This window comes from Streptomyces coeruleorubidus (genome assembly GCF_008705135.1).
Lineage (GTDB): Bacteria > Actinomycetota > Actinomycetes > Streptomycetales > Streptomycetaceae > Streptomyces > Streptomyces coeruleofuscus.
In genome coordinates this window covers 4,540,062-4,561,557 of sequence record NZ_CP023694.1, presented here as the reverse complement: position 1 = coordinate 4,561,557, position 21,496 = coordinate 4,540,062, and the positions used below count along the sequence as shown (strand labels likewise).

Here is a 21,496-nt window from a genome sequence, read left to right as displayed (position 1 = left end):
GGGGCCCTGGTCGAACTCACCCTGCGTGCGCACGCCGTTACGGCACCGCCGCGTCGATCGCCTTCACGATCCGCTTGTCGGAGACGGGGTACGCCGTGCCCAGCGCGTGGGCGAAGTAGCTGACCCGGAGCTCCTCGATCATCCAGCGGATGTCCAGGACCGACGACGGCACCGGCCGGCCCTGCGGCATCTGCTCCAGGAGCCAGGCGTACTCGTCCTGCATCTCGTGGACCTTCTGCATCCGCGTGGTGTCCCGCTGGACGTTCGTCGCCATCTGCGTCAGACGCCGGTCCGCGGCCACCAGGTAGCGCATCAGGTCCGGCATGCGACGCAGACCCGCCTCCGTCACGAAGCCGGGCTTCACGAGGGCGTCCAGCTGCTTCCGCACGTCCTGGAGGTTCGGCAGCAGCGCGGGGCTGCGTACGGCCTTCAGGCGGCGTTCACAGGCCTGCCAGGCGGCCAGGACCTGCTGCACCTGGCCCACCGTGCGGACGGTCGTGTCGACGATCTCGGCGCGCACCTTGTCGTACAGCTTGCGGTACGACTCCTCGTCCCACGCCGGCCCGCCGAAGTCCGCGATCAGCTTGTCGGCGGCCGCCGTCGCGCAGTCGTCGAACAGCGCCTGGATGGAGCCGTGCGGATTCGCGGACAGCGCCAGCTTCTGCGCGTTCGTCAGCTTCTCGGAGGCGAACTTCGCCGGGTTCACCGGGATGTTGCGCAGGATCAGGCGGCGGGTGCCCTTCCACATGGCCTGCTGCTGCTCGGCCTCCGTGTCGAAGAGGCGTACGGAGACCGTGTCGCCGTCGTCGACCAGCGCCGGGTACGCCTTCACCGGCTGGCCGGCCCGCCTGGTCTCGAAGACGCGGGTGAGGGTGCCGATCGTCCAGTCCGTGAGGCCCTTGCGCTCCAGGGACTCGCCGCCCTGGCGTTCCGCGGTGGCAGCGGCTGCCTGGGAGAGGGCCTTGCGGGCCTTAGGCCGGAGCCTGAGCTTCAGCGCCTCCAGGTCCTTGTCTTCGGCCAGCTTGCGGCGCCGCTCGTCGACGATCCGGAAGGTGATCTTCAGATGGTCGGGGACCCTGCCCCAGTCGAAGTCCTCGGCGTCGAACGGGACTCCGACCATGAGCCGCAGCTCGCGGGCCATGGTCGTGGTGAGGGGCTCCTGCAAGGGGACCGCCTTGTCCAGGAACGCCTTCGCGTAGTTCGGGGCGGGGACGTAGTTGCGCCGGATCGGCTTGGGCAGGGAGCGGATGAGCTCCGTGACGAGCTCCTCCCTGAGGCCCGGGATCTGCCAGTCGAAGCCCTCGTCCGTGACCTGATTGAGGACCTGGAGGGGGATGTGGACGGTCACGCCGTCGGCGTCCGCGCCCGGCTCGAACTGGTACGTCACCCGGAACTTGAGATTGCCCTGGCGCCAGGAGTCCGGGTAGTCGGCCTTGGTGACCTCGCCCGCCTTCTCGGTGAGGAGCATCTCGCGCTCGAAGTCGAGGAAGTCGGGCTGTTCGTGCCGCTTGTGCTTCCACCAGGAGTCGAAGTGCGCGCCGGAGACGACGTGGTCCGGGATCCGCTGGTCGTAGAAGTCGAACAGCGTCTCGTCGTCGACCAGGATGTCCCGGCGCCGGGCGCGGTGCTCCAGCTCCTCGACCTCGGTGAGGAGCCTGCGGTTGTCCGAGAAGAACTTGTGGTGCGTGCGCCAGTCGCCCTCGACCAGCGCGTTCCGGATGAACAGGTCGCGGCTGACCTCGGGGTCGATCCGGCCGTAGTTGACCTTCCGCTGCGCCACGATCGGCACGCCGTAGAGCGTGACCTTCTCGTACGCCACCACCGCGGCCTGGTCCTTCTCCCAGTGCGGTTCGCTGTACGTGCGTTTGAGGAGGTGGCCGGCGAGGGGTTCGACCCACTCGGGCTCGATCCTGGCGTTGACGCGGGCCCAGAGGCGGGACGTCTCGACGAGCTCGGCGGACATCACGAAGCGCGGGGGCTTCTTGAAGAGGGCCGAGCCGGGGAAGATCGCGAACTTGGCGTTGCGGGCGCCCAGGTACTCGTTCTTCCCGGCGTTTCTCCCGCCCTCCCCACCGGCGTCCTTCACGTCCTTCATGCCGATGTGGGAGAGCAGGCCCGCGAGGAGGGAGACGTGGATGCGGTCGCCCGGGGCATCGTCCTCGTTGAGGTGGATGCCCATCTGCTTCGCGACCGTGCGCAACTGGCTGTAGATGTCCTGCCATTCGCGGATGCGAAGGAAGTTGAGGTACTCCTGCTTGCACATCCGGCGGAAGGAGGACGAACCGCGCTCCTTCTGCTGCTCGCGGATGTAGCGCCAGAGGTTGAGGTAGGCCAGGAAGTCGCTGGTCTCGTCCTTGAAGCGGGCGTGCTGCTGGTCGGCCTGGGTCTGCTTGTCGGCGGGGCGCTCGCGCGGGTCCTGGATGGACAGCGCGGCGGCTATGACCATGACCTCGCGCACGCAGCCGTTCTTGTCCGCCTCCAGGACCATGCGGGCCAGCCGCGGGTCGACGGGCAGCTGGGCGAGCTTGCGGCCGGTGTCCGTGAGCCGCTTGCGGTGGTCCTTCTGCGCCGGGTCGAGGGCGCCCAGCTCCTGGAGGAGCTGCACGCCGTCGCGGATGTTGCGGTGGTCCGGCGGGTCGATGAAGGGGAACTTCTCGATGTCGCCGAGGCCGGCCGCGGTCATCTGGAGGATGACGGAGGCGAGGTTCGTCCGCAGGATCTCCGCGTCCGTGAACTCCGGGCGGGCGTTGAAGTCGTCCTCGCTGTAGAGGCGGATGCAGATGCCGTCCGAGGTACGGCCGCAGCGGCCCTTGCGCTGGTTGGCGCTGGCCTGGGAGACCGGCTCGATGGGGAGGCGCTGGACCTTGGTGCGGTGGCTGTAGCGGGAGATCCGTGCGAAGCCCGGGTCGATGACGTACTTGATGCCCGGGACGGTGAGCGAGGTCTCGGCGACGTTCGTGGCCAGAACGATCCTGCGTCCGGTGTGCTGCTGGAAGACGCGGTGCTGTTCGGCGTGCGACAGCCGGGCGTAGAGGGGCAGGATCTCCGTGAAGCGGTAGTTCTTCTTGGTCAGGGCGTCTGCCGTGTCACGAATCTCGCGTTCACCGGAGAGGAAGACCAGGATGTCGCCCTGGCCCTCCTTCTGGAGTTCCTCGACGGCGTCGGTGATCGCGGTGATCTGGTCGCGGTCGGCGTCGTCACCGTCCTCCTCCAGGAGCGGCCGGTAGCGGACCTCCACGGGGTACGTACGGCCGCTGACCTCGATGATCGGGGCGTCGCCGAAGTGCCGCGAGAAGCGCTCGGGGTCGATCGTGGCCGAGGTGATGACGACCTTGAGGTCGGGGCGCTTCGGCAGCAGCTGGGCGAGGTAGCCCAGCAGGAAGTCGATGTTGAGGGACCGCTCGTGGGCCTCGTCGATGATGATCGTGTCGTAGGCGCGCAGCTCGCGGTCGGTCTGGATCTCGGCGAGCAGGATGCCGTCCGTCATGAGCTTGACGAAGGTGGCGTCCGGGTCGACCTGGTCGGTGAAGCGGACCTTCCAGCCGACGGCCTCGCCGAGGGGCGTGTTGAGCTCCTCCGCGACGCGCTCGGCGACGGTACGGGCGGCGATCCTTCTCGGCTGTGTGTGGCCGATCATGCCGCGTACGCCCCGGCCGAGCTCCATGCAGATCTTGGGGATCTGGGTCGTCTTGCCGGAGCCGGTCTCGCCGGCGACGATCACGACCTGGTGGTCGCGGATCGCGGCCGCGATGTCGTCCTTCTTCTGGCTGACCGGCAGCTGCTCGGGGTACGTGACGGCTGGCACGCGGGCGCGCCGGGTGGCGATGCGCTCCTCGCCCTTGGCGATCTCGGCCTCGATCTCGGCGAGGACGGCGGACCGGGCCTCCGGCTTACGGATCTTGCGCGCACCTTCGAGCCTGCGCCCGAGCCGGTGCGCGTCGCGCAGGGACAGCTCGGTCAGACGGGGGGCGAGGGCGCCGAGGGCGGGGGCGGATTGCGTAGACATACGGGATCCAGGATCTCATCCCCGGGAAATTCGTGGCTAACGCTTTTGCCTCCGGCGGTGGGGCGGGCCGCACAGGGGGGCGGGCGTGAGGGACCTCGAACGCACAAGCCGCCGCCCACGAGAAGTGAGGGACACTCTCTCCCGAGGGCGTTGGCGTACCGGTTGGCGTATACGGCACGAAAGAGCCCCTCTCCACTAGCGATGGAGAGGGGCTCAAGCCCTGGTAAGGGCGGCGGTGGCTGGGGCCGGGGTCGAACCGGCGACCTTCCGCTTTTCAGGCGGACGCTCGTACCAACTGAGCTACCCAGCCACGAGGTTTCACGTGAAACCTCAGCGGTCCTGACGGGATTTGAACCCGCGGCCTCCACCTTGACAGGGTGGCGAGCACTCCAAACTGCTCCACAGGACCAAGCGTCGTACGACAGTGTCGCACAGGGTGGTGCGTGCCCCCAACGGGATTCGAACCCGTGCTACCGCCTTGAAAGGGCGGCGTCCTAGGCCGCTAGACGATGAGGGCTATCGGCCCGCCTGGGCGCTTCTCAGCGCGTCGGGGACGTGAGAAGCATATGGGATGGCGGGAGCTATCGCCAAAACGGTTTAGGGGGAGGGCGTCGGGGACTGCGACGGGGGCTCCGTCGCGGGGGTGGTCGGGGACTGGGTCGCGCCCGGTTGGTTCTCCTCCGGGATGTGGCGGCTGACCTCGGCTGTCGTCAGGCCGAGGCCGCCCAGTTCGATCTCGTCCCAGGCCTGGAGGCGGCGGTTGTCCCGGTCGAAGTACAGGATCGACGCCTCGATGGGATCCGGGTGCTTTCCCTCGATGGCGCGCAGGCCGCTGCCGCCCGTGGAGCCCTCGATGCGGAGCCGGGTGCCGTACTTCAGGACTTCCATCTCGTCGTGGTGGACGTGGCCGGCCAGCGCCAGTGGCACCTCACCGTCGACCTCGCGGGCCGCCGACGGCTCGTGGGCGATGGCGATGTCCACCGGGGTGCCGGCCGTGCGCTGGTCGCGCAGGGCCGTGGCCAGGCGGGCTCCGGCCAGTTCCTGGGACTGCTCGTTGCCGGGCTGCTTCGAGCGGTCCGGGGTGAACTGCGGGTCGCCGATGCCCGCGAAGCGCAGGCCCTCGATCGTCTCGGCCCGGCCGTCGTCCAGGACGTGGACGTTCTTCAGGCCCTCCAGATAGCGCTGGGTGATCATCGAGTCGTGGTTGCCGCGGACCCAGACGTAGGGGGCCCCGAGGCCCTCGATGGGGTCCAGGAAGCCGTTCTCGGCGGCCGTGCCGTGGTCCATCGTGTCGCCCGAGTCGACGATCACGTCCACCTTGTACTGCTCCACGAGCGAGGCGATGATCTTCCAGCTCGCCGGGTTCAGGTGGATGTCGGAGACGTGCAGGACCCGGATGGTGGAGGGGTCGGGCGCGTAGGCCGGGAGGGTCGAGGTGGCGTCGTAGAGCTTGGTGACGTTGGTGACCAGGCGGGCCAATTCCTTCTGGTAGACGTCGAATTCGGTGACGATGCTGCGCGCGTTGCCCACCAGGGAGGGGGCCGAGGTGAGGAGTCCGGAGAACTTGGGTTCCAGGACGGAGTCGGGGCGCCAGGTGGCGTACGCCGTGCCGCCCGAGGCGGCGAGGAGGGTGAGCGCGAGGCCGCCGGCGGCCAGGGCGCGGCGGGGCCGGCGGTAGACCGCGAGGCCGAGTGCGGTGGCGCCGCCGACGACGGCGACGCCCGAGCGGAGGGCCAGGTCGAGGGTGCCGCGTCCGACGTCCTGGGTGACCTCGTCCTGGAGGCCGGAGAGCCGTTCGGGGTGGTCGACCAGAGCCTGGGAGCGCTCCGGGTCGAGCTGGTCGACGTTCACGTCCAGGCGGACGGGGGCGATGTGGCTGTCGAGCTGGAGGGCGCCCAGCGGCGAGATGTTGATCTTGGTGCCGCCCGTGAAGGAGGGGCGCAGGGTCATGGTGGTGTTCATGGGGCCGACCGGGACCCGGACATTGCCCACGACCAGCAGGCCCAGCCAGGCGCCGAGGAGGACGACGGCCACCAGCCCCACCGCGCGGGACCAGGGGTGCGGCTGCGGCACGAGTTCGACCGTGGCCGGGGCCTGGCGGGAGCGGTAGCGGCGGGCGAGGGTGCGCGGGGCCTTGCGGATCGGGTTCAGGACACTCAGGACTGCGGCGGGGACGCGGGCCATTGGTCCCGTATGCCCAAGTGACGGGCCGGATATGCGACGCCGGATGGCTCTCGTACGGCCGTGTCGTGGCCGACAATGGGCCTGTGCTGGAGATGACGCGCGAGGAGTTCGAGGAACTGGTTGCCGAGGCGCTCGACCGGATCCCGCCGGAGTTGACGCGATTGATGGACAACGTCGCGGTGTTCGTCGAGGACGATCCGCCGTCGGACGATCCCGAGCTGCTCGGGCTGTACGAGGGGACTCCGCTGACCGACCGGGGCGAGTGGTACGCCGGTGTGCTGCCGGACCGCATCACCATCTACCGGAATCCCACGTTGCGGATGTGCGAGTCGCGGGAGGACGTCGTCGCCGAGACGGAGATCACAGTGGTGCACGAGATCGCGCACCACTTCGGCATCGACGACGCGCGCCTTCACGCCCTGGGCTACGGCTGAGCGGGTTGTGAATACGGGGCGCGTGTCCTCTTGTGTGCGGCGGGAGTTGGAGGTGTTGACTCCATCACCCTTCCCGGAGGTGGCCCCGTGCGCCCCTTGTACGTACCCGTCCGTCTGGCCGCCACGGTCGTGGCCGTCGCCGCCGCCGCCGGCTGCATGAGCGTCGGCGACGACGACGCGGGCGGGAGCGTCAAGCCGTCGCACTCCGCCGGGCAGCGGGGCGGCGAGACGCCCGACGGCGGCTCGGCGGTGTCGGGCGGCGGTACCGGGCTCGGCGCGGCGGGGGCCGACGGCGAGCGCGGGCGCGGCAAGGGGAAGAAGGGCGGCAAGGACAAGGGCGGTAAGGCGGGGGGACCGGCGACCCCCGGGGCGTCGCCGTCCGCCGTGGTGAGCGCCTCCCCGCCGGGGCGCGACAAGCCGGGGAAGCCGGCCAGGCCGACGCCGAAGCCGCCGGCCCCGCCGACGCCCACCCGGTCGGCGGATCCCGAGCCCACGCCGACGCCGACCGAGGTGACGACGTCGCCGGAGCCGACGGACAAGCCGGAGCCGTCGTCGTCGGCGCACGAGCCGCCGGGGCCGCAGCTGGCGCAGCGGGAGCCGGCACCGGAGGCGGGGTCACCGGCGTAGGGCCGGGAACGCACTGTCGCGGCGGTCGCCGCCGCGGGCCGGGAGTGCGCCGTCGCGGCGGGAACATTTCCGGCCGGGGGTTGGTTGGAGGGGTCGGGAAGCTGTCCGGCCTCGGAAAGCAGCCCGCTGCCTCCTGCACAGTCCGGTTTGCCTTGTGGGGCCCGGAGTGCGTATGGTGGCAGATCGTTTGATCCCAACTTGCCCGGCGCCACTGCAGAGCGCGCCGTGTGGCGCGTACTCTCTCCCTTGCCGTGGTGGACCGCATTGAGGCGGTCGTATTGCGAATCGCGAATCACGGAGTTGACGGGCGCGTGCCGACGAGACTCCGGAAGGTTTCGCATTCGCATGTCCATCGCCAGTACTGATCACATCGTCGTGCCCGAGAACGAGGCAGCCGACGACACCCCCGAACTCACTTTCGCCGGCCTCGGTCTCCCCGAGGGCGTCGTGCGCAAGCTCGCGCAGAACGGTGTGACCACCCCCTTCCCGATCCAGGCCGCGACCATCCCGGACGCCCTGGTCGGCAAGGACATCCTCGGCCGTGGCCGCACCGGCTCCGGCAAGACCCTCTCCTTCGGTCTGCCGACCCTGGCCACGCTGGCCGGCGGCCGCACCGAGAAGCACAAGCCGCGGGCCGTCATCCTCACGCCGACGCGTGAGCTCGCCATGCAGGTCGCCGACGCGCTCCAGCCCTACGGCGACGTCCTCGGCCTCAAGATGAAGGTCGTCTGCGGCGGTACGTCCATGGGCAACCAGATCTACGCCCTGGAGAGGGGCGTCGACGTCCTGGTCGCCACTCCGGGCCGGCTGCGCGACATCATCAACCGCGGCGCCTGCTCGCTGGAGAACGTGCAGATCGCCGTTCTCGACGAGGCCGACCAGATGTCCGACCTGGGCTTCCTGCCCGAGGTGACGGAGCTGCTCGACCAGATCCCGGCGGGCGGTCAGCGGATGCTGTTCTCCGCGACCATGGAGAACGAGATCAAGACCCTCGTCGACCGGTACCTGAAGGACCCGGTCCACCACGAGGTGGACGCCGCCCAGGGCGCGGTGACGACCATGTCGCACCACATCCTGATCGTGAAGCCCAAGGACAAGGCGCCGGTCACCGCGGCCATCGCCTCCCGCAAGGGCCGCACCATCATCTTCGTCCGCACCCAGCTGGGCGCCGACCGCGTCGCCGAGCAGCTGCGCGACTCCGGTGTGAAGGCCGACGCGCTGCACGGCGGCATGACCCAGGGCGCGCGGACGCGGACCCTGGCCGACTTCAAGGACGGGTACGTCAACGTGCTCGTCGCGACCGACGTCGCGGCGCGCGGCATCCACGTCGACGGCATCGACCTGGTGCTGAACGTGGACCCGGCCGGCGACCACAAGGACTACCTGCACCGCGCGGGCCGCACGGCGCGTGCCGGCCGCACGGGCACGGTCGTGTCCCTGTCCCTGCCGCACCAGCGGCGTCAGATCTTCCGGCTGATGGAGGACGCGGGCGTCGACGCCACGCGCCACATCATCCAGGGCGGCGCGGCCTTCGACCCGGAGGTCGCCGAGATCACCGGCGCCCGGTCGATGACCGAGGTCCAGGCCGAGTCCGTGGGCAACGCCGCGCAACAGGCCGAGCGCGAGGTCGCCCAGCTCACCAAGGAGCTGGAGCGGGCGCAGCGGCGCGCGAACGAGCTGCGTGAGGAGTCCGACCGGCTGCTCGCGCGGGTCGCCCGGGAGCGTGGCGAGGACCCTGCGGCCGTGGTCGCCGGGGAGCCCGCGGAGGTTCCGGCCGGCGTCGAGATCTCGGTGCCGGAGCAGCGGACCGCGCAGGACGCCGAGCGCGAGCAGCGCTCCGAGGCTCCCGCGCCCTACGAGCGGCGGGAGCAGCGCGAGGAGCGCGGCGGTGCCGGGCGTGACCGGTCCTTCGACCGTGACCGCGGTGGCCGTTCCTTCGAGCGTCGTGACGACCGTGGGGGCCGTTCCTTCGAGCGTCGTGATGACCGTGGCGGGCGTTCGTTCGAGCGTCGTGATGACCGTGGTGGTCGTTCGTTCGAGCGTCGTGACGACCGCGGCGGGTTCAACCGGGACCGTGACGGTGACCGTGGCGGCCGTTCCTTCGACCGTGACCGCGACCGTGGTGGTTTCCGCCGGGACGACCGGGCGGACCGGGGCGACCGGGGTGAGCGCGGCGGCTTCCGTCGTGACGACCGTGGTGGTCGTTCCTTCGAGCGTCGTGACGACCGTGGCGGCCGTCCGTTCGAGCGTCGTGACGACCGTGGCGGCCGTCCGTTCGAGCGTCGTGACGACCGTGGCGGCTTCCGCCGGGACGAGCGCGGTGGGCACCGTGGCAGCGACCGTCCCTTCAACCGGGACCGCCGGGACGACCGTCCGGGCTTCCGCTCCGGCGGGCACGACCGTCCCGGGCACGACCGTCCGCAGGGCCGTCGTGACGACCACCGTGGCGGCGGTTCCTTCCAGCGCCGCGAGGACAAGCCGCGCTGGAAGCGCAACGGCTGACGCACAGGCGTGACAAGCGCCGTGGCCCCCAACGGGGCCACGGCGCTTCGCCGTTCCGGAGAGGGTTTTCACACCTCCGGCACGGCCGGGTCACCGATACCCGATCGGAGAGTCGGCCTGGTCCGGCTATGCTCGTGGGGGCAACATCGCCTGGGCCCTTAGCTCAATTGGCAGAGCAGTGGACTTTTAATCCATTGGTTGTGGGTTCGAGTCCCACAGGGCCTACCGGAGGCGGGCGGGGGATATGGCCTCTGACCTGCTACGCAGCGCCTGATTCGACTTCGGTCGGGTCGGGCGCTGCTTCGTTTTCGGGTGTCCTGTCCCGCCGCGCGGCGGGACAGGAAGGCTGGGATGCTGAGGGAGGAAGCGCTACCTGTGACGTGACCCTGGCGGACAGGGGTGATGGACGCCGTGGCCGAGACGGACGACAACTCCCGAGGACCAGCGGTTCCGATCGTTCCGGCGGTGCCGTACGCCGACCCCGTGGGGGACCCGTTTCTGCGCACCCGGTTCGCCTTCCCAGCGAGGCCGGACACGTTCCTGCGGCGGCAGCGGCTCGTCGACCATCTCGACCAGGCTCTCCGGACGCCGCTGACCCTGATCGACGGGGCGGCCGGAGCCGGCAAGACCCTGCTGGCGGCCGACTGGGCCGGCGGACTGCGGCCGCCGGTCGCCTGGCTCACCGTGGAGGTGGGGGACCGGCGTCCGGGAGTTTTCTGGGCGTACGTCCTTCAGGCACTGCGCGCTTGTGGTGCGTCGGCGTCCGACCGGATCGGGACTCCCGCGGACGCGACCGAAGTGGATCAGAAGCTGCTGGCCGCGCTCGCCGCCGAGCTGAACGATCGTGGCCGGCCCGTGGTCCTCGTGCTCGACGAGTTCGAGCGGGTGACCGCTCCGGAGGTCGCGGAGCAACTGGAGTTCGTCCTGCGCCACGCCGGGCAGGGGCTGCGCCTCGTCCTCGTCACCCGCACCGAACCGCTGCTTCCGCTGCACCGTTACCGGGCGGCCGGCGAGCTGACGGAGATCCGCGCCGCGGAGCTCGCCTTTACGCCCGAAGAGGCGGTCGCTCTCCTTGAGCTGCATGGTCTGAGCCTTCCGGTCCAGGCCGCGGGCGCCCTGGTGGACCGCACCCGGGGCTGGGCCGCCGGTCTGCGCCTGTCCGCTCTGGCCGCTCGGGAGAGCGCCGACCCGGAGCTCTATCTCAAGGAGTTCGAGGCGGACCACAGTACGGTCGCGGACTTCCTGCTGGCCGAGGTCCTCAAGGGACAGCCCGAGGAGACGCAGGACCTGCTGCTGCGCGTCAGCGTCCTGGATCGTTTCTCTCCCGATCTTGCCGACGCGCTGACCCTCCGCAGCGATGCCGGACCCCTCCTCGCCGGGCTGCACCGCGACAACGCGTTCGTCGAGCACCTCGGGCACTCCTGGTACCAGCTCCACCCGCTGTTCGGGGAGATCCTCCGGGCCCATCTGCGCGAGCGCCTGCCCGGCGTCGAGCCGGAACTGCACCGGCGGGCCGCGCGGTGGATGCGCCGTTCCGGATTCCTGCCGGAGACACTGGCCCACGGCGCCGCCGCGGGCGACTGGGAGTTCACCGCCGGGGCCCTCGTCGACGACCTGGCGATCGGACAGCTCTTCAACGGCCTGCGCTCGGGTGACCTGACCCAGTTGTTCTCCCGGATGGGGCCGGAGGCCCGGAGTCCGGCGACGGACCTCGTACGCGCGGCCTACGACCTGTCCCGGTGCGACCTGGACCGTGGTCTGCCCCGCCTGCGCCGCGCCCGGGAGCATCTGGCCGACGACGCGCCCCACCTGGCCGCCGCCCAGCTGAGCTGTGCGCTGCTGGAGGCCCTGGCCGCCCGGCTGACCGGATGTCCGCCACGGGCCGAGTCGGCCGCCGAGTCGGCCGCCGAGCTGCGGCGGGAAGTCCCGGCGCAGCTCCTGGACAAGCATCCCGAGATCCCCGCCCTGCTGCTGACGCATCTGGGGTCGGCACGCCTGTGGGCCGGGCGTTTCGAGGACGCACGCGCTGTTCTCACCACTGTGGTGGGCACGCCCGGCTCCGCTGCCATCGTGCTGCCCCGGGAGGAGTCGATGGGGCACCTGGCCCTGATCGACTATCTGAACGGCTGGCCCGGCCGGGCGGAGCGCAAGGCCCTGGCGGCGGTGTCCGAGACGGAGCGCGTCGGCATGTCCCAGTCGTCGGGTTCAGGCATCGAGAGGCTGGTCCTGGCCGCCGTGGCCGTCGACCGTCATGAGCTGGACCGGGCCCAGGCCCTCCTCGACGAGGCGCCCGTCCCGTCGGGAGCCCGTGATCCGGTGCCGTCGGCAGGACGAGCCCTCGCCACCGCCCGTCTGCTGCTGGCCAGGGGCCGGGCACGAGCCGCCGTCGAGGCGGCGGACCCGGCCGTCTCCGCCGCGGTGGCCTCACCCTGGGCGGCAAGCCATGAGGCGCTCATCGCGTCCGCCGCCCACCTGGCCCAAGGGCGGCCGGACGAAGCAGCCGAGGTCCTCCAGGGCGTGTCCGGCGACCAGCCGGCGTGTGTGGTGGAGGCCGCGGCGATCCAGCTCGCCGCCGGGCGTCCCGAGACGGCTGTCGACCTGCTCGACAGCATCCACACGCAGGGCGGCACGGGGCCGGCGGTGACCGTGCGGGCAGCGCTGGTGAGGGCTCAGGCCGCGGAGAGGGCGGGAGACACCGCCACCGCCCGCAGACTCGTGGCACAGGCGCTCCTCGACGCCCGGCGCGAGCGGCTGCGGCGTCCGTTCCTGGATGCCGGAGCGTGGATCCGGCCTCTTCTGGCCACGGCTCCGCTGGACGAGCTGGCCGGGGGCTGGCTCACGCCCGGCCCGCTACGACGCGGGGAGCAGCCCGTCCCGGAGACGCCGCCCTCGCCACTTGTCGCGGTGGAGCTGAGCGGACGTGAGTGCGATGTCCTGGAGCGGCTGGCCGGGATGATGTCGACGGAGGAGATCGCCGCCGACCTCTACGTGTCGGTGAACACGGTGAAGACCCACCTCAAGAGCGTGTACCGGAAGCTGGCGGTGAACCGGCGCAGCGACGCGGTGCGCCGCGCGCGCGACCTCGGGCTGTTGTGACGGTCAAGGACGCCGGTGGTGGCGCCGGTACCAGAGCGCGCCGACCGCTGCCGAGGCCGTGGCCAGGGCGATGCCGAGGACCGGCCAGCGGCTGTCGGCGATGCGCAGCCCGGTCAGGAAGGTCGCGGCGGTCAGGACGAGCGGAACGAGGAGGGAGAGGAGCGCGCGGAGCGCGGACGCGATCACTTCCGGTTCGAGGCGGGAGGCCCGGTGGCGCGGGGCGGGCGCGGTGTCGGCGAAGTAGAAGGCGAGGACACGGTCTGCCAGGCGGGCGTCGGCGCGCTGGTAGATCATCGCCATGTACGGGAGCCAGACGAGGGGCGCGACCAGTCCGACCAGGAAGACCACGCCGAGGAGCAGCCACCGCCAAGCCTGGCCGGCGACGCGGTGTACGCGTCGACCCGCGTCATGACCTCCCTCGCCTGGCGTGAGGATGCCCAGCAGGTGGGCCATGCGCAGGGTGACGACCCACAGGGCCGCCCACCGCTTCCAGCGGGTGGGTGCGCCGGCGGCGCGTCCGGTGCGGGTGAGCGCCTGCTGCGCCTGCCGGGTGTCCTCGTACACCCCCTGGAGGACGAGGAGTTCCCCGGCGCGGGCGCTCGCCGTGGGGTCGCGGCCGTCGAGGGCGGCCAGCTCCAGGACCGTCCGTGCCTGGCGGAGCAGCGCCGCGCAGAACGCGACGGGGAGGAGGACGAGGAACGGGCCGCCCACGATCGAACCCTCCGATACGACGGTCCGACGGCCGCGAGCGACCACGCGGGCCCGTAGCTCCGTCTCGGTGGCGGTGGGGTGATCCCGCCGAAGTGAGGCGATGGCTTCGGGCACAGCAGGACCGACGCTGCGGACAGCGAAGTCGGCGAGGAGTTCGGGGAGGTGTCCCGGATCGCCGACGACCGACGCCAGCAGCGAGCGCTCAGGGGAGGGCTCCTTGCGGGAACGCGCAGTTTTCGCTTTCTCCCGGTGCGGCACAGATCGTATCTATCACACACCACCCCAATGAGGACAAATGGTCAGTCCCCTCTTCTTTCGCCCGGCCTTCCCCCGTGGCGGGTGAGGCACGGGGCGTGTGCTTCGGATGCGATGGGACAGCGGCGATACGCGCGAGAGGTGGACAGCGTGAAGCACTGGCGGGCTCTGATCGTCCTCGGAACGGCCCAGTTCCTGATGGTCCTGGACACCTCCGTCATGAACGTGTCCATCAGTCAGCTGGTCGAGGACTTCGACACCGAGGTCACCGCCATCCAGGCCGTCATCACCCTGTACGCGCTGGTCATGGCGGCTTTCATGGTCATCGGCGGCAGGTTCGGGGACATCCTGGGGCGTCGCCGCATGTTCCTTCTGGGGCTGGTCGTCTACGGCGTGGGGTCGGCCCTGACCGCCGTGGCGCCCACGCTGTGGGTCCTCACGCTGGGCTGGTCCGTCATCGAAGGGCTCGGAGCCGCCATGGTGCTGCCGGCCATGGCCGCCCTCGTCGCCGAGTCGTACCGCGGGAAGGACCGGGCCATCGCCTACGCGATCATCGGCGGGCTCGCCGGTGCCGGGATCGCGGTCGGCCCGCTCCTGGGCGGCTGGGTGACGACGTACCTCACCTGGCGGCTGGTCTTCGCCGGCGAGGTCGTGGTCGTCGTGGCCGTCCTGCTGTGCCGCCGGGTGATCGCGAAGTCCGCCCCGAGCGGCCCGCGTCCCCGGCTGGACGGGGTCGGCGCGGTGCTCTCCGCGGCCGGGCTGGGGCTGGGCGTGCTCGGGGTGCTGCAGAGCAGCACCTGGGGGTGGGTGCAGCCCCGCAACCCGCCCTTCACCGTCTTCGGTTTCGCCCCGACCCTGTTCGTCGTCGGCGCCGGGGCGGCCGTCCTGGCCCTCTTCCGGCACTGGGAGCGGCGGCGGGAGCACCGGGGCGCCGATCCCCTCGTGCACTTGTCCCTGCTGGGCAGGCCCGTCCTGCGGTCCGGCCTGATGACGCTGCTGAGCCAGAACCTCATCCTGCTGGGGCTGTTCTTCACCATCCCCCTGTACTTGCAGGTGGTGCAGGGATTCGACGCCTTCGAGACGGGTCTGCGTCTGCTCCCGGTGTCCGCCACGATGCTGGTGACCTCCCTTTCCGCGTCCTCGCTGGGGCGGGTGTGGGGGCCGCGCCGGGTGGTCCGCCTGGCCCTGGTGACCCTGGCGGCGGCCATCGTGTGGCTGCTGGCCACCATCGACCCGGTCATCGACGACGCGCAGTTCGCCGGAGCCATGGCCCTGCTGGGCGTGGGCGTCGGCCTGCTCGCCTCGCAGCTCGGCAACGTCGTCCAGTCCAGCGTCGGCGAGGAGGAACGCAGTGAGGCCGGAGGGCTCCAGTTCACGGCACAGAATCTGGGCTCCGCGCTGGGCACCGCGCTCATCGGGTCGATCCTCATCGGTGCGCTGGCCCACGCCTTCACCTCGCAGGTGGCGGACAACCCGCGGCTGTCCGAACAGACCCGTGAGGAGGTCGGTGTCGCTCTCCAGGCGGGGGTCTCCTTCGTCTCCACCGACCAGGTGCGCTCGGCGGCCGAGCGTGCCGGGTTGCCACCGTCCGAGGTCGACGCCGTCGCGGACTCCTACGCCTCCGCGCAGCTCGACGGTCTGAAGGCGGCGATCCTGGCCACCGGCGGCATCGCTCTCGCCAGTCTCCTGGTCACACCGCACCTGCCGACGGCCGGGGACCGCCGTCCGCGGCAGCCGGACGCCGACGCTCCGGCCTCAGTGACCGGCTCGACGAGCTGAGTCCGGAGGGAGTCACCGGTGCCGAGGACCAGAGCCGGAACGAGAATCGGCCCGGCCACGGCCCGCGCGGAGCGCCGTGCCGAGCGCCGGGCCCGCGCGGACTACACGGGCGGCGTCTACGGATCCATGCTCGCGGCCTCCGTGGTGGTCGGCGCCGGCTCCCTGGGCTCGTTCCCCCGCGTCGAGTTGGTGCTGTTGCTGTTCCTCACCGGCGTGGTGTTCTGGGTCGGGCACGTGCATGCACAGCTCTTCGGGGCGCGCCTGACGCAGCAGGCTCCGGACCGCCGGCTCGTGTGGAACGTGTGCCGTGACGAGTGGCCGATCGTCAAGGCCGCCGTCCCGCCGGCCGCCGCGGTCGCCGTCAGTCCGCTCCTGGGCCTGGACGTGCGCGGCGCCCTCTGGCTGGCCCTCTCCGTCGCCGTGGCCGGGCAGGTGGGCTGGTCCGTGGCCGCGGCCCGCCGCGCCGGTGCTTCGCGGCGGCTCATGGCCGTCACCGCATCGGTCAACTTGCTGCTCGGTCTACTGATCATCTCCGTCAAGATCGTTCTGACGCATTGAGAGGCGTCGACCCGTGGGGGACTGTCACCGGTCAACGGGTCACCTGCACCGGGTGAGGACCGAAGGAGTGCGGAGACGGACGATCGCAGGGAACAGGGAAGGACAGCTCGTGCGCTACGAGATCCGAGTCGAGGGACACCTGTCGGAAACGCTGGCCAAAGCCTTTCCGGAGCTGGGCCACGTGGTGATGTCCGGCCAGACCGTCCTGTTCGGCCCTGTCGTGGACGAAGCGCACCTGTACGGACTGCTGGCTCGCTGCCAGTCACTGGGACTGCGGGTCCTGGAGATGCGGCAGGTGCCGGAGTGAGGGGCCGGGCGGTGTGGACCAGGTGTCGTCACAGGCGCTCCGCCCTGATCCGGCCGGAGCGGCGGGCGGCCTCCAGCGCCGCGAAGTCCCGCTCGTTCTGGTCGGCGTAGGACTGGGCGAACTCGGTGAGCGCGCGGTCGAAGCGGTCGCTGCCGCCCAGGTAGGCGGCGAGGGCCAGGGGATCGCCCGAGCGGGCGTGGGCCCGTGCCAGGGACGCCCCGCACAGCCGGCCGAAGAGGGAGAGCAAGCCAGGGCCCATGGTCTCCGGCCGTGCGATGCCCTTCCAGTCCCACAGCTGGCGCACGTAGAAGTCCCGGCCCCGCCCGTCGAGGCCCACGACGTGCGTCCAGCCGAGGAAGATGTCGCCGGCCGTCTGCATCAGGCGCTGTCCGGCCACCACCCGGCGGCCCTGGTTGTCGTAGCGTTCGCCGCCGGTGTGGGCGGCCAGCACCGACTCCTGCGCCTCCTTGGCCTGAAGCAGCAGGGGATCATCGTCGTCCCTGCCGAGCAGGAGCAGCACCCAGCAGCGCGTACCGACGCTGCCGACGCCCACCACCTTCCGGGCCATGTCCACCAGGCGGTAGTGGCGCAACAGGTGCCGGCGCTCGGACGGCAGGGTCCGTGCGTACCCGTCCAGGAGGGTCTGGAGTTCCTTCTCCCGCCCGGCCGTGGACGAATCGGCCGAGAGCTGGGCGAGCGGGGTGATCAGCGGTGGGTCCGGTGCGATGCGCCGGCCCTCGGCCGTGAGGCGGGTGAGCTTTTCGAAGGCCCTCAGATGCGTACGCGTACGGGCGCGCGCCGCGGCCTCGGCGGTACGGCGTCTGGTCTCCCTGTCCAGCGACTTGTCGTTCGACGACGCCAGCAGTTCCCGCAGCCGGTCGGCGTCGTCCTGGGCGTACCAGATGTCCAGGGTGCGCATGCCGGCGAACTCGCGCATCCGCTCCCGGTAGGCCCGCACGCAGGCCCGCACGGTGCTGTTCTGCTCCTTGCGCGAGAAGCCGTTGGCCCGGCCGGCCGTCACGAAACCGGCGGCCAGTCGCTTGACGTCCCATTCGAACGGTCCGGGCAGGGTCTCGTCGAAGTCGTTGATGTCGAAGACCAGACGGCGCTCCGGCGAGGCGAGCAGCCGGAAGTTCAGCGGGTGGGCGTCCCCGCAGAGCTGCACCTGGAGCCCGGAGTTGGGCAGGGGCGCCAGGTCCGTCGCCATGATCGCGGCTGCGCCGCGGTAGAAGCGGAACGGCGACTCCAGCATGCGGCCGTAGCGGATCGGCACCAAGTCCGGCACACGATCGGCCGACTGATCCTCTATCACCTCGATCGGGTCGGGTCGCCGCTGCGCCGTCTCGTACCAGCCGTGGCACGAACGCGAGGCCCGTCTGCGCGCGTTCCTGCCGTACGCCGCTCGCTCGGCCGGTGACAGGGACGCGGTGAAAGCACTGGGTACGGTCATGGCCCGGTCTCCTCGTCCCGAGTCCCGGCGTCGGTGCCGGGGCGCGGCTCCCGGCGCTGCCGGCTCAGCCCCGCCTGGACCGCGCTCGCGAGCACCCGTGCGGCGACGCCCACGAGCAGCAGTCCTCCCGCCATCTGCACCATCGTCAGCACGCGCCCGGTCTGGGAGCGTGCCGTGATGTCCCCGTAGCCGACGGTGCTGAAGGTGGTGAGAGTGAAGTACAGGGCGTCCGTCCTGGTCATCGGCTCGCTGAAGGAGTCCGGGGCGGAGCGGCCCAGCAGGTAGTAGGCGCCGGCGAAGAGGACCAGAAACAGGGCCAGCGTGGCGGCCAGTGCCTCGACTGCCTTCAGGCGCGGGTGGGCTGAGCGCATGATGGCCCGCACCTCCCAGCCGAACACCAGCAGCACCGCCAGCAGACCGCACACGAGCAGCGCCGAGGCACCGGCCGTACCGCGCTCGTCCAGGGGCAGCAGGTAGTAGGCCGTGAGGAGGCCGGCGGCGATGAGCACCGCGCGGGCGACGGTGCCGACAGCCGCCCACCGGCGGGGGCGGAGCCGCCTGCGGCGCCGGTGGGCGTCCGGCTCGGACCGGGCGCGGTCCGTCGGTGCAGTGCTCGGATCGCTCATCTCGTGTCTCTTCGTTCCGTCCGGCGGCCGGAAGGCTGATGGGTCAGGGCTCCGGGAGTCCCACCTCACCGCCCCGGCGGCGTCGCCGGATCACCCGTGGCGGGTGATCCGGCTTCCGGTGGCAGGCGTGACCCTGGAGCGGTCAGGTCCTCGCACACCGCCCCCTCACACACCGCCCCGTCGGCGGCCGGAAGCGACCGTCCGATCACGCGAGGAGGAGCCATGACCATGTCGCGTGGTCCGGCATCGCGCACCGGGCAGGAACACGAGCCCGACGGGGCGGCCCCAGGGCCGCTGGAGGAACCCGCGCAGGCACTGGCGCGGCTCGGCCGTTCATGGACCTGGCTCCTGGCCTCGGCCGTCGCGACCCTTGTCCTGGGTGTCCTGGTACTGGTCTGGCCGGAGGTGACCCTGCACGTCCTGGCGGTCCTCGTCGGCCTGCACCTGCTGGTGGCCGGGGCGTTCCGGTTCGTCGAGGTCTTCGCCCGGGAGGGCCACGAACGGCTACCGGGGCTGTTCCTGTCCGTGCTGTACGTCCTTGCCGGAGTGCTGTGCCTGCGGAACCCGCTGCAGACGATCGCCGCGCTCTCACTGATCGTCGGGGTCGTCTGGCTGGCGTCCGGCATCCTCACCCTCTACACGGCCGTCGCCGCGAAGGACCTGCCTCACCGTGGCGTCCTCCTGGGCGTCGCGGTGCTCGCCGTCGTCGCGGGGATCGTGGTGCTCGCGCTGCCGGCCGAGTCGGCCCGCGCCCTGACCCGGTTGCTCGGCCTGTGGCTCGTCCTGCTCGGCCTGGGCGAGGCGGTGGTCGCCCTCGCGTGGCGGGCGGCTTTCCGGAAGACGCATCCCCCGGGGCCGCGGGCCCCCGCCGAGACGGACTGACGCCGCACCTGCCGCTCCGGTGGGCGCGGCAGCGCACCGGACCCTGCGGTCGCCTCAGCCACCCACCGCCATTCCGGGCGGCGGCCGTCACGGCCGAAGCGGCGCACGGAGAGGAGCACCCATGGACCCGGCCGAGACCCCGGATTCGCCGGACTCCGGCGGAACGCCGCACCAGAAGCACGTCATGACCGCCGAGGAACGCGCGGAGTACGAGCGACTGCGCCGGCACGCGGCGGTGCGCCACCGGCGGGTACGCCGGGCCGGCTCCTCGGTCCTCCTCCTGCTGGCCCTGCTGCTCGCGCCCCTGGCCGTCGTCGCGGCCTGGGTCCAGGACACGGTCTCCGACACCGACAGGTACGTGGAGACCGTCGCGCCGCTGGCGTCCGAGCCGCCCGTGCAGGAGGTCGTGATCAACCGGCTCACGGACCGTGTGGTGGAGAACGTGGACGTCAAGGCGGTGACGGACTCGCTCACCAAGGCCCTCCAGGACGCCGGGGCACCACCCCGGGTGGTGGCGGGGGCCGAGTCCCTCGAGGGTCCGCTGCGCAACGCGGTCAGGACCGTGGTGGACCGCACCGTGACGCGCGTGATCACCAGCGATGTCTTCCAGCAGGTGTGGGAGGGCGCCAACCGGCGGTCGCACGCCGCGGTGGTGAACATGCTGACCGGTGACAGGCAGGGTGCCCTGCGCGCCGAGGGCGACACCGTCCGGCTGGACGTGGGAGCGGTCGTCGACCAGGTACGGGAGCGGCTCGTCGACGCCGGCTTCGACAAGGCGGCCGCCATCCCGGACACCGACCGGACGATCACGCTGTTCCAGGCCGAGGAACTGGGCAAGGCGCAGGACACGATGCGGCTGCTGGACATCCTCGGCACCTGGCTGCCCGTCCTGACCGTGGTCCTCGCCGCGCTCGCCGTGTGGACCAATCCGGCACACCGGGTGATGCTGATGATCACCGCGACGGGTGTCGGCGTGATGATGGTGGTGCTGCTCGTCGCGCTGGCCGTGCTCCGACGGGTCTATCTGGACTCCGTCCCGCCCACCGCGCTGCCCACCGACGCGGCCGCGGCGATCTACGACACGTTCGTCCGGTTCCTGCGCGACAGCACGCGCACCCTGCTGGTCGTCTCGGTGATCACGGCACTGGTCGCGTACCTGTACGGTCCCGGACGCCCCGCTCGCGCCGTCCGCACGGTGGCCGACCGGGCCACGACGGCCGCCGGCCGGGGGCTTCGCCGCGCCGGAGTGCGCACCGGATCCACCGGACGCCGGCTGGCGGACCACCGGGCATGGATCACCGGTGGCGTCATCGCGGCCGGCGCGCTGGCGCTCGTGTTCTGGAACCACCCCACGGTCGGAGCGGTGGCGCTCGTCCTCGGCATCGCCCTGGCCGTCCTGATCGTCCTGGCGATCGTCGCGGCCGCCGCCGGACCGGCCGACCGAGCGGGGCAACGGGCGGCGCCGTGAGTCATGGAGCCGCCGTCCCCAGCCGCCCGCAGGCTCACCCGCGTCGGGTGAGGCACCCGGCCCCGGTCGTGCCCACGCTGAAGACAGCACACCAGGGCGGCCGGGCGAGCGCCCGGAACGGAGAAGAGACATGAGCGCACAGACGTACCTGGCCTACGACTATCCCTTGCTGAGCGTCTTCTGGAGCATGCTCCTGTTCTTCCTGTGGATCATGTGGTTCGTCCTGCTCTTCCGCATCGTCTTCGACATCTTCCGCGACGACGAGATGAGCGGGTGGGCGAAAGCCGGCTGGCTGGCGTTCACCGTCCTGCTGCCCTTCCTGGGCGTCTTCGTCTACGTGATCGCCCGCGGCAAGAACATGGGGCGCCGGGAAATGGCGCAGGCCCGGGCACAGCAGGAAGCCTTCGACGCCCGCATCAGGGAAGCCGCGGGCAGCACGGGCCGGTCCAGCAGCATCGACGAACTGGCCAAGCTGTCCGACATCCGCGCCCGCGGCGACATCACGGACGAGGAGTTCCGCAGGGCCAAGGAACTGGTCCTGACCGGCCACGGCCCGGCGGAGCACGCCGGTTCCACCGCCCGCACCCCCGGTCGCTGAGCATCCGCGCACC

The 21,496-nt window shown here is 71.3% G+C and carries 15 protein-coding genes and 4 tRNA genes; 11 read left to right on the top strand and 8 right to left on the bottom strand.

Annotated features, from left to right (window positions below):
* Positions 1-37: 37 nt before the first annotated feature.
* The 5 genes from hrpA to CP976_RS21030 all read right to left on the bottom strand — a co-directional run bounded on the left by hrpA (position 38) and on the right by CP976_RS21030 (position 6,190).
* Entirely contained in the window at positions 38-4,006 is a 3,969-nt protein-coding gene (hrpA, locus tag CP976_RS21050) for an ATP-dependent RNA helicase HrpA (RefSeq protein ID WP_150481780.1), read from the bottom strand.
* Positions 4,007-4,242: 236 nt separating this feature from the next.
* Positions 4,243-4,316: transfer RNA gene (locus CP976_RS21045), tRNA-Phe, on the bottom strand.
* A gap of 24 nt (positions 4,317-4,340) precedes the next feature.
* A tRNA-Asp gene (locus tag CP976_RS21040) sits at positions 4,341-4,415 on the bottom strand.
* Between the two features lie 35 nt (positions 4,416-4,450).
* A tRNA-Glu gene (locus CP976_RS21035) sits at positions 4,451-4,523 on the bottom strand.
* 80 nt (positions 4,524-4,603) lie between these two features.
* The gene (locus CP976_RS21030) at positions 4,604-6,190 is read right to left on the bottom strand and encodes a metallophosphoesterase family protein (RefSeq protein ID WP_150481779.1); all 1,587 of its coding nucleotides are present in this window, start codon (positions 6,188-6,190) and stop codon (positions 4,604-4,606) included.
* A gap of 83 nt (positions 6,191-6,273) precedes the next feature.
* Between CP976_RS21030 and CP976_RS21025 the strand changes: the two genes are divergently transcribed.
* The 5 genes from CP976_RS21025 (at position 6,274) to CP976_RS21005 (ending at position 12,849) form a co-directional block, all read left to right on the top strand.
* Positions 6,274-6,624 (top strand): metallopeptidase family protein, encoded by a 351-nt coding sequence (locus CP976_RS21025; protein WP_059420586.1) that lies wholly within the window; start codon positions 6,274-6,276, stop codon positions 6,622-6,624.
* A gap of 87 nt (positions 6,625-6,711) precedes the next feature.
* Positions 6,712-7,251 carry a hypothetical protein gene (locus CP976_RS21020; protein ID WP_150481778.1) on the top strand — a complete coding sequence of 180 codons (540 nt, stop codon included), beginning with the start codon at positions 6,712-6,714 and terminating at the stop codon, positions 7,249-7,251.
* 345 nt (positions 7,252-7,596) lie between these two features.
* Positions 7,597-9,753, top strand: a complete 2,157-nt coding sequence (locus tag CP976_RS21015; RefSeq protein ID WP_150481777.1) for a DEAD/DEAH box helicase — start codon at positions 7,597-7,599, stop codon at positions 9,751-9,753.
* A gap of 152 nt (positions 9,754-9,905) precedes the next feature.
* Positions 9,906-9,978: transfer RNA gene (locus CP976_RS21010), tRNA-Lys, on the top strand.
* Positions 9,979-10,155: 177 nt separating this feature from the next.
* Positions 10,156-12,849 (top strand): winged helix-turn-helix domain-containing protein, encoded by a 2,694-nt coding sequence (locus tag CP976_RS21005; protein WP_150481776.1) that lies wholly within the window; start codon positions 10,156-10,158, stop codon positions 12,847-12,849.
* Positions 12,850-12,852: 3 nt separating this feature from the next.
* Here CP976_RS21005 and CP976_RS21000 read toward each other — a convergent pair whose 3' ends face one another.
* The gene (locus tag CP976_RS21000; RefSeq protein ID WP_150481775.1) at positions 12,853-13,818 is read right to left on the bottom strand and encodes a hypothetical protein; all 966 of its coding nucleotides are present in this window, start codon (positions 13,816-13,818) and stop codon (positions 12,853-12,855) included.
* 147 nt (positions 13,819-13,965) lie between these two features.
* Between CP976_RS21000 and CP976_RS20995 the strand changes: the two genes are divergently transcribed.
* The 3 genes from CP976_RS20995 (at position 13,966) to CP976_RS20985 (ending at position 16,459) form a co-directional block, all read left to right on the top strand.
* Positions 13,966-15,594, top strand: a complete 1,629-nt coding sequence (locus CP976_RS20995) for an MFS transporter (RefSeq protein ID WP_150481774.1) — start codon at positions 13,966-13,968, stop codon at positions 15,592-15,594.
* Positions 15,595-15,612: 18 nt separating this feature from the next.
* Complete coding sequence (locus CP976_RS20990; RefSeq protein ID WP_190146868.1) at positions 15,613-16,152, top strand: hypothetical protein; 540 nt, start codon at positions 15,613-15,615, stop codon at positions 16,150-16,152.
* Between the two features lie 109 nt (positions 16,153-16,261).
* Positions 16,262-16,459: a hypothetical protein gene (locus tag CP976_RS20985; protein ID WP_031116763.1), complete on the top strand. Its 198-nt coding sequence runs from the start codon at positions 16,262-16,264 to the stop codon at positions 16,457-16,459.
* 28 nt (positions 16,460-16,487) lie between these two features.
* Here the strand turns inward: CP976_RS20985 and CP976_RS20980 are convergent, their stop codons facing one another.
* Positions 16,488-17,909 (bottom strand): DUF2252 domain-containing protein, encoded by a 1,422-nt coding sequence (locus CP976_RS20980; protein ID WP_150481773.1) that lies wholly within the window; start codon positions 17,907-17,909, stop codon positions 16,488-16,490.
* Entirely contained in the window at positions 17,906-18,535 is a 630-nt protein-coding gene (locus CP976_RS20975) for a potassium channel family protein (protein ID WP_150481772.1), read from the bottom strand. The genes CP976_RS20980 and CP976_RS20975 overlap by 4 nt, the downstream gene beginning before the upstream one ends.
* A 222-nt stretch (positions 18,536-18,757) precedes the next feature.
* Between CP976_RS20975 and CP976_RS20970 the strand changes: the two genes are divergently transcribed.
* The 3 genes from CP976_RS20970 to CP976_RS20960 all read left to right on the top strand — a co-directional run bounded on the left by CP976_RS20970 (position 18,758) and on the right by CP976_RS20960 (position 21,483).
* Positions 18,758-19,417, top strand: coding sequence for an HdeD family acid-resistance protein (locus CP976_RS20970; RefSeq protein WP_150481771.1), 660 nt, complete (start codon positions 18,758-18,760; stop codon positions 19,415-19,417).
* A 121-nt stretch (positions 19,418-19,538) separates the two neighbouring features.
* Positions 19,539-20,885 carry a hypothetical protein gene (locus tag CP976_RS20965; protein WP_150481770.1) on the top strand — a complete coding sequence of 449 codons (1,347 nt, stop codon included), beginning with the start codon at positions 19,539-19,541 and terminating at the stop codon, positions 20,883-20,885.
* A 130-nt stretch (positions 20,886-21,015) separates the two neighbouring features.
* Complete coding sequence (locus CP976_RS20960) at positions 21,016-21,483, top strand: SHOCT domain-containing protein (RefSeq protein WP_150481769.1); 468 nt, start codon at positions 21,016-21,018, stop codon at positions 21,481-21,483.
* Positions 21,484-21,496: the final 13 nt, after the last annotated feature.

What these genes read in the sequence shown, in the direction of transcription:
- CP976_RS21030 (WP_150481779.1), bottom strand. Translation starts at nt 6,190, where the DNA reads ATGGCCCGCGTCCCCGCCGCAGTCCTGAGTGTCCTGAACCCGATCCGC.
- CP976_RS20975 (WP_150481772.1), bottom strand. Translation starts at nt 18,535, where the DNA reads ATGAGCGATCCGAGCACTGCACCGACGGACCGCGCCCGGTCCGAGCCG.
- CP976_RS21005 (WP_150481776.1), top strand. Translation starts at nt 10,156, where the DNA reads ATGGACGCCGTGGCCGAGACGGACGACAACTCCCGAGGACCAGCGGTT.
- CP976_RS20980 (WP_150481773.1), bottom strand. Translation starts at nt 17,909, where the DNA reads ATGACCGTACCCAGTGCTTTCACCGCGTCCCTGTCACCGGCCGAGCGA.
- CP976_RS21015 (WP_150481777.1), top strand. Translation starts at nt 7,597, where the DNA reads ATGTCCATCGCCAGTACTGATCACATCGTCGTGCCCGAGAACGAGGCA.
- CP976_RS20970 (WP_150481771.1), top strand. Translation starts at nt 18,758, where the DNA reads ATGACCATGTCGCGTGGTCCGGCATCGCGCACCGGGCAGGAACACGAG.
- CP976_RS20965 (WP_150481770.1), top strand. Translation starts at nt 19,539, where the DNA reads ATGGACCCGGCCGAGACCCCGGATTCGCCGGACTCCGGCGGAACGCCG.
- hrpA (WP_150481780.1), bottom strand. Translation starts at nt 4,006, where the DNA reads ATGTCTACGCAATCCGCCCCCGCCCTCGGCGCCCTCGCCCCCCGTCTG.
- CP976_RS20960 (WP_150481769.1), top strand. Translation starts at nt 21,016, where the DNA reads ATGAGCGCACAGACGTACCTGGCCTACGACTATCCCTTGCTGAGCGTC.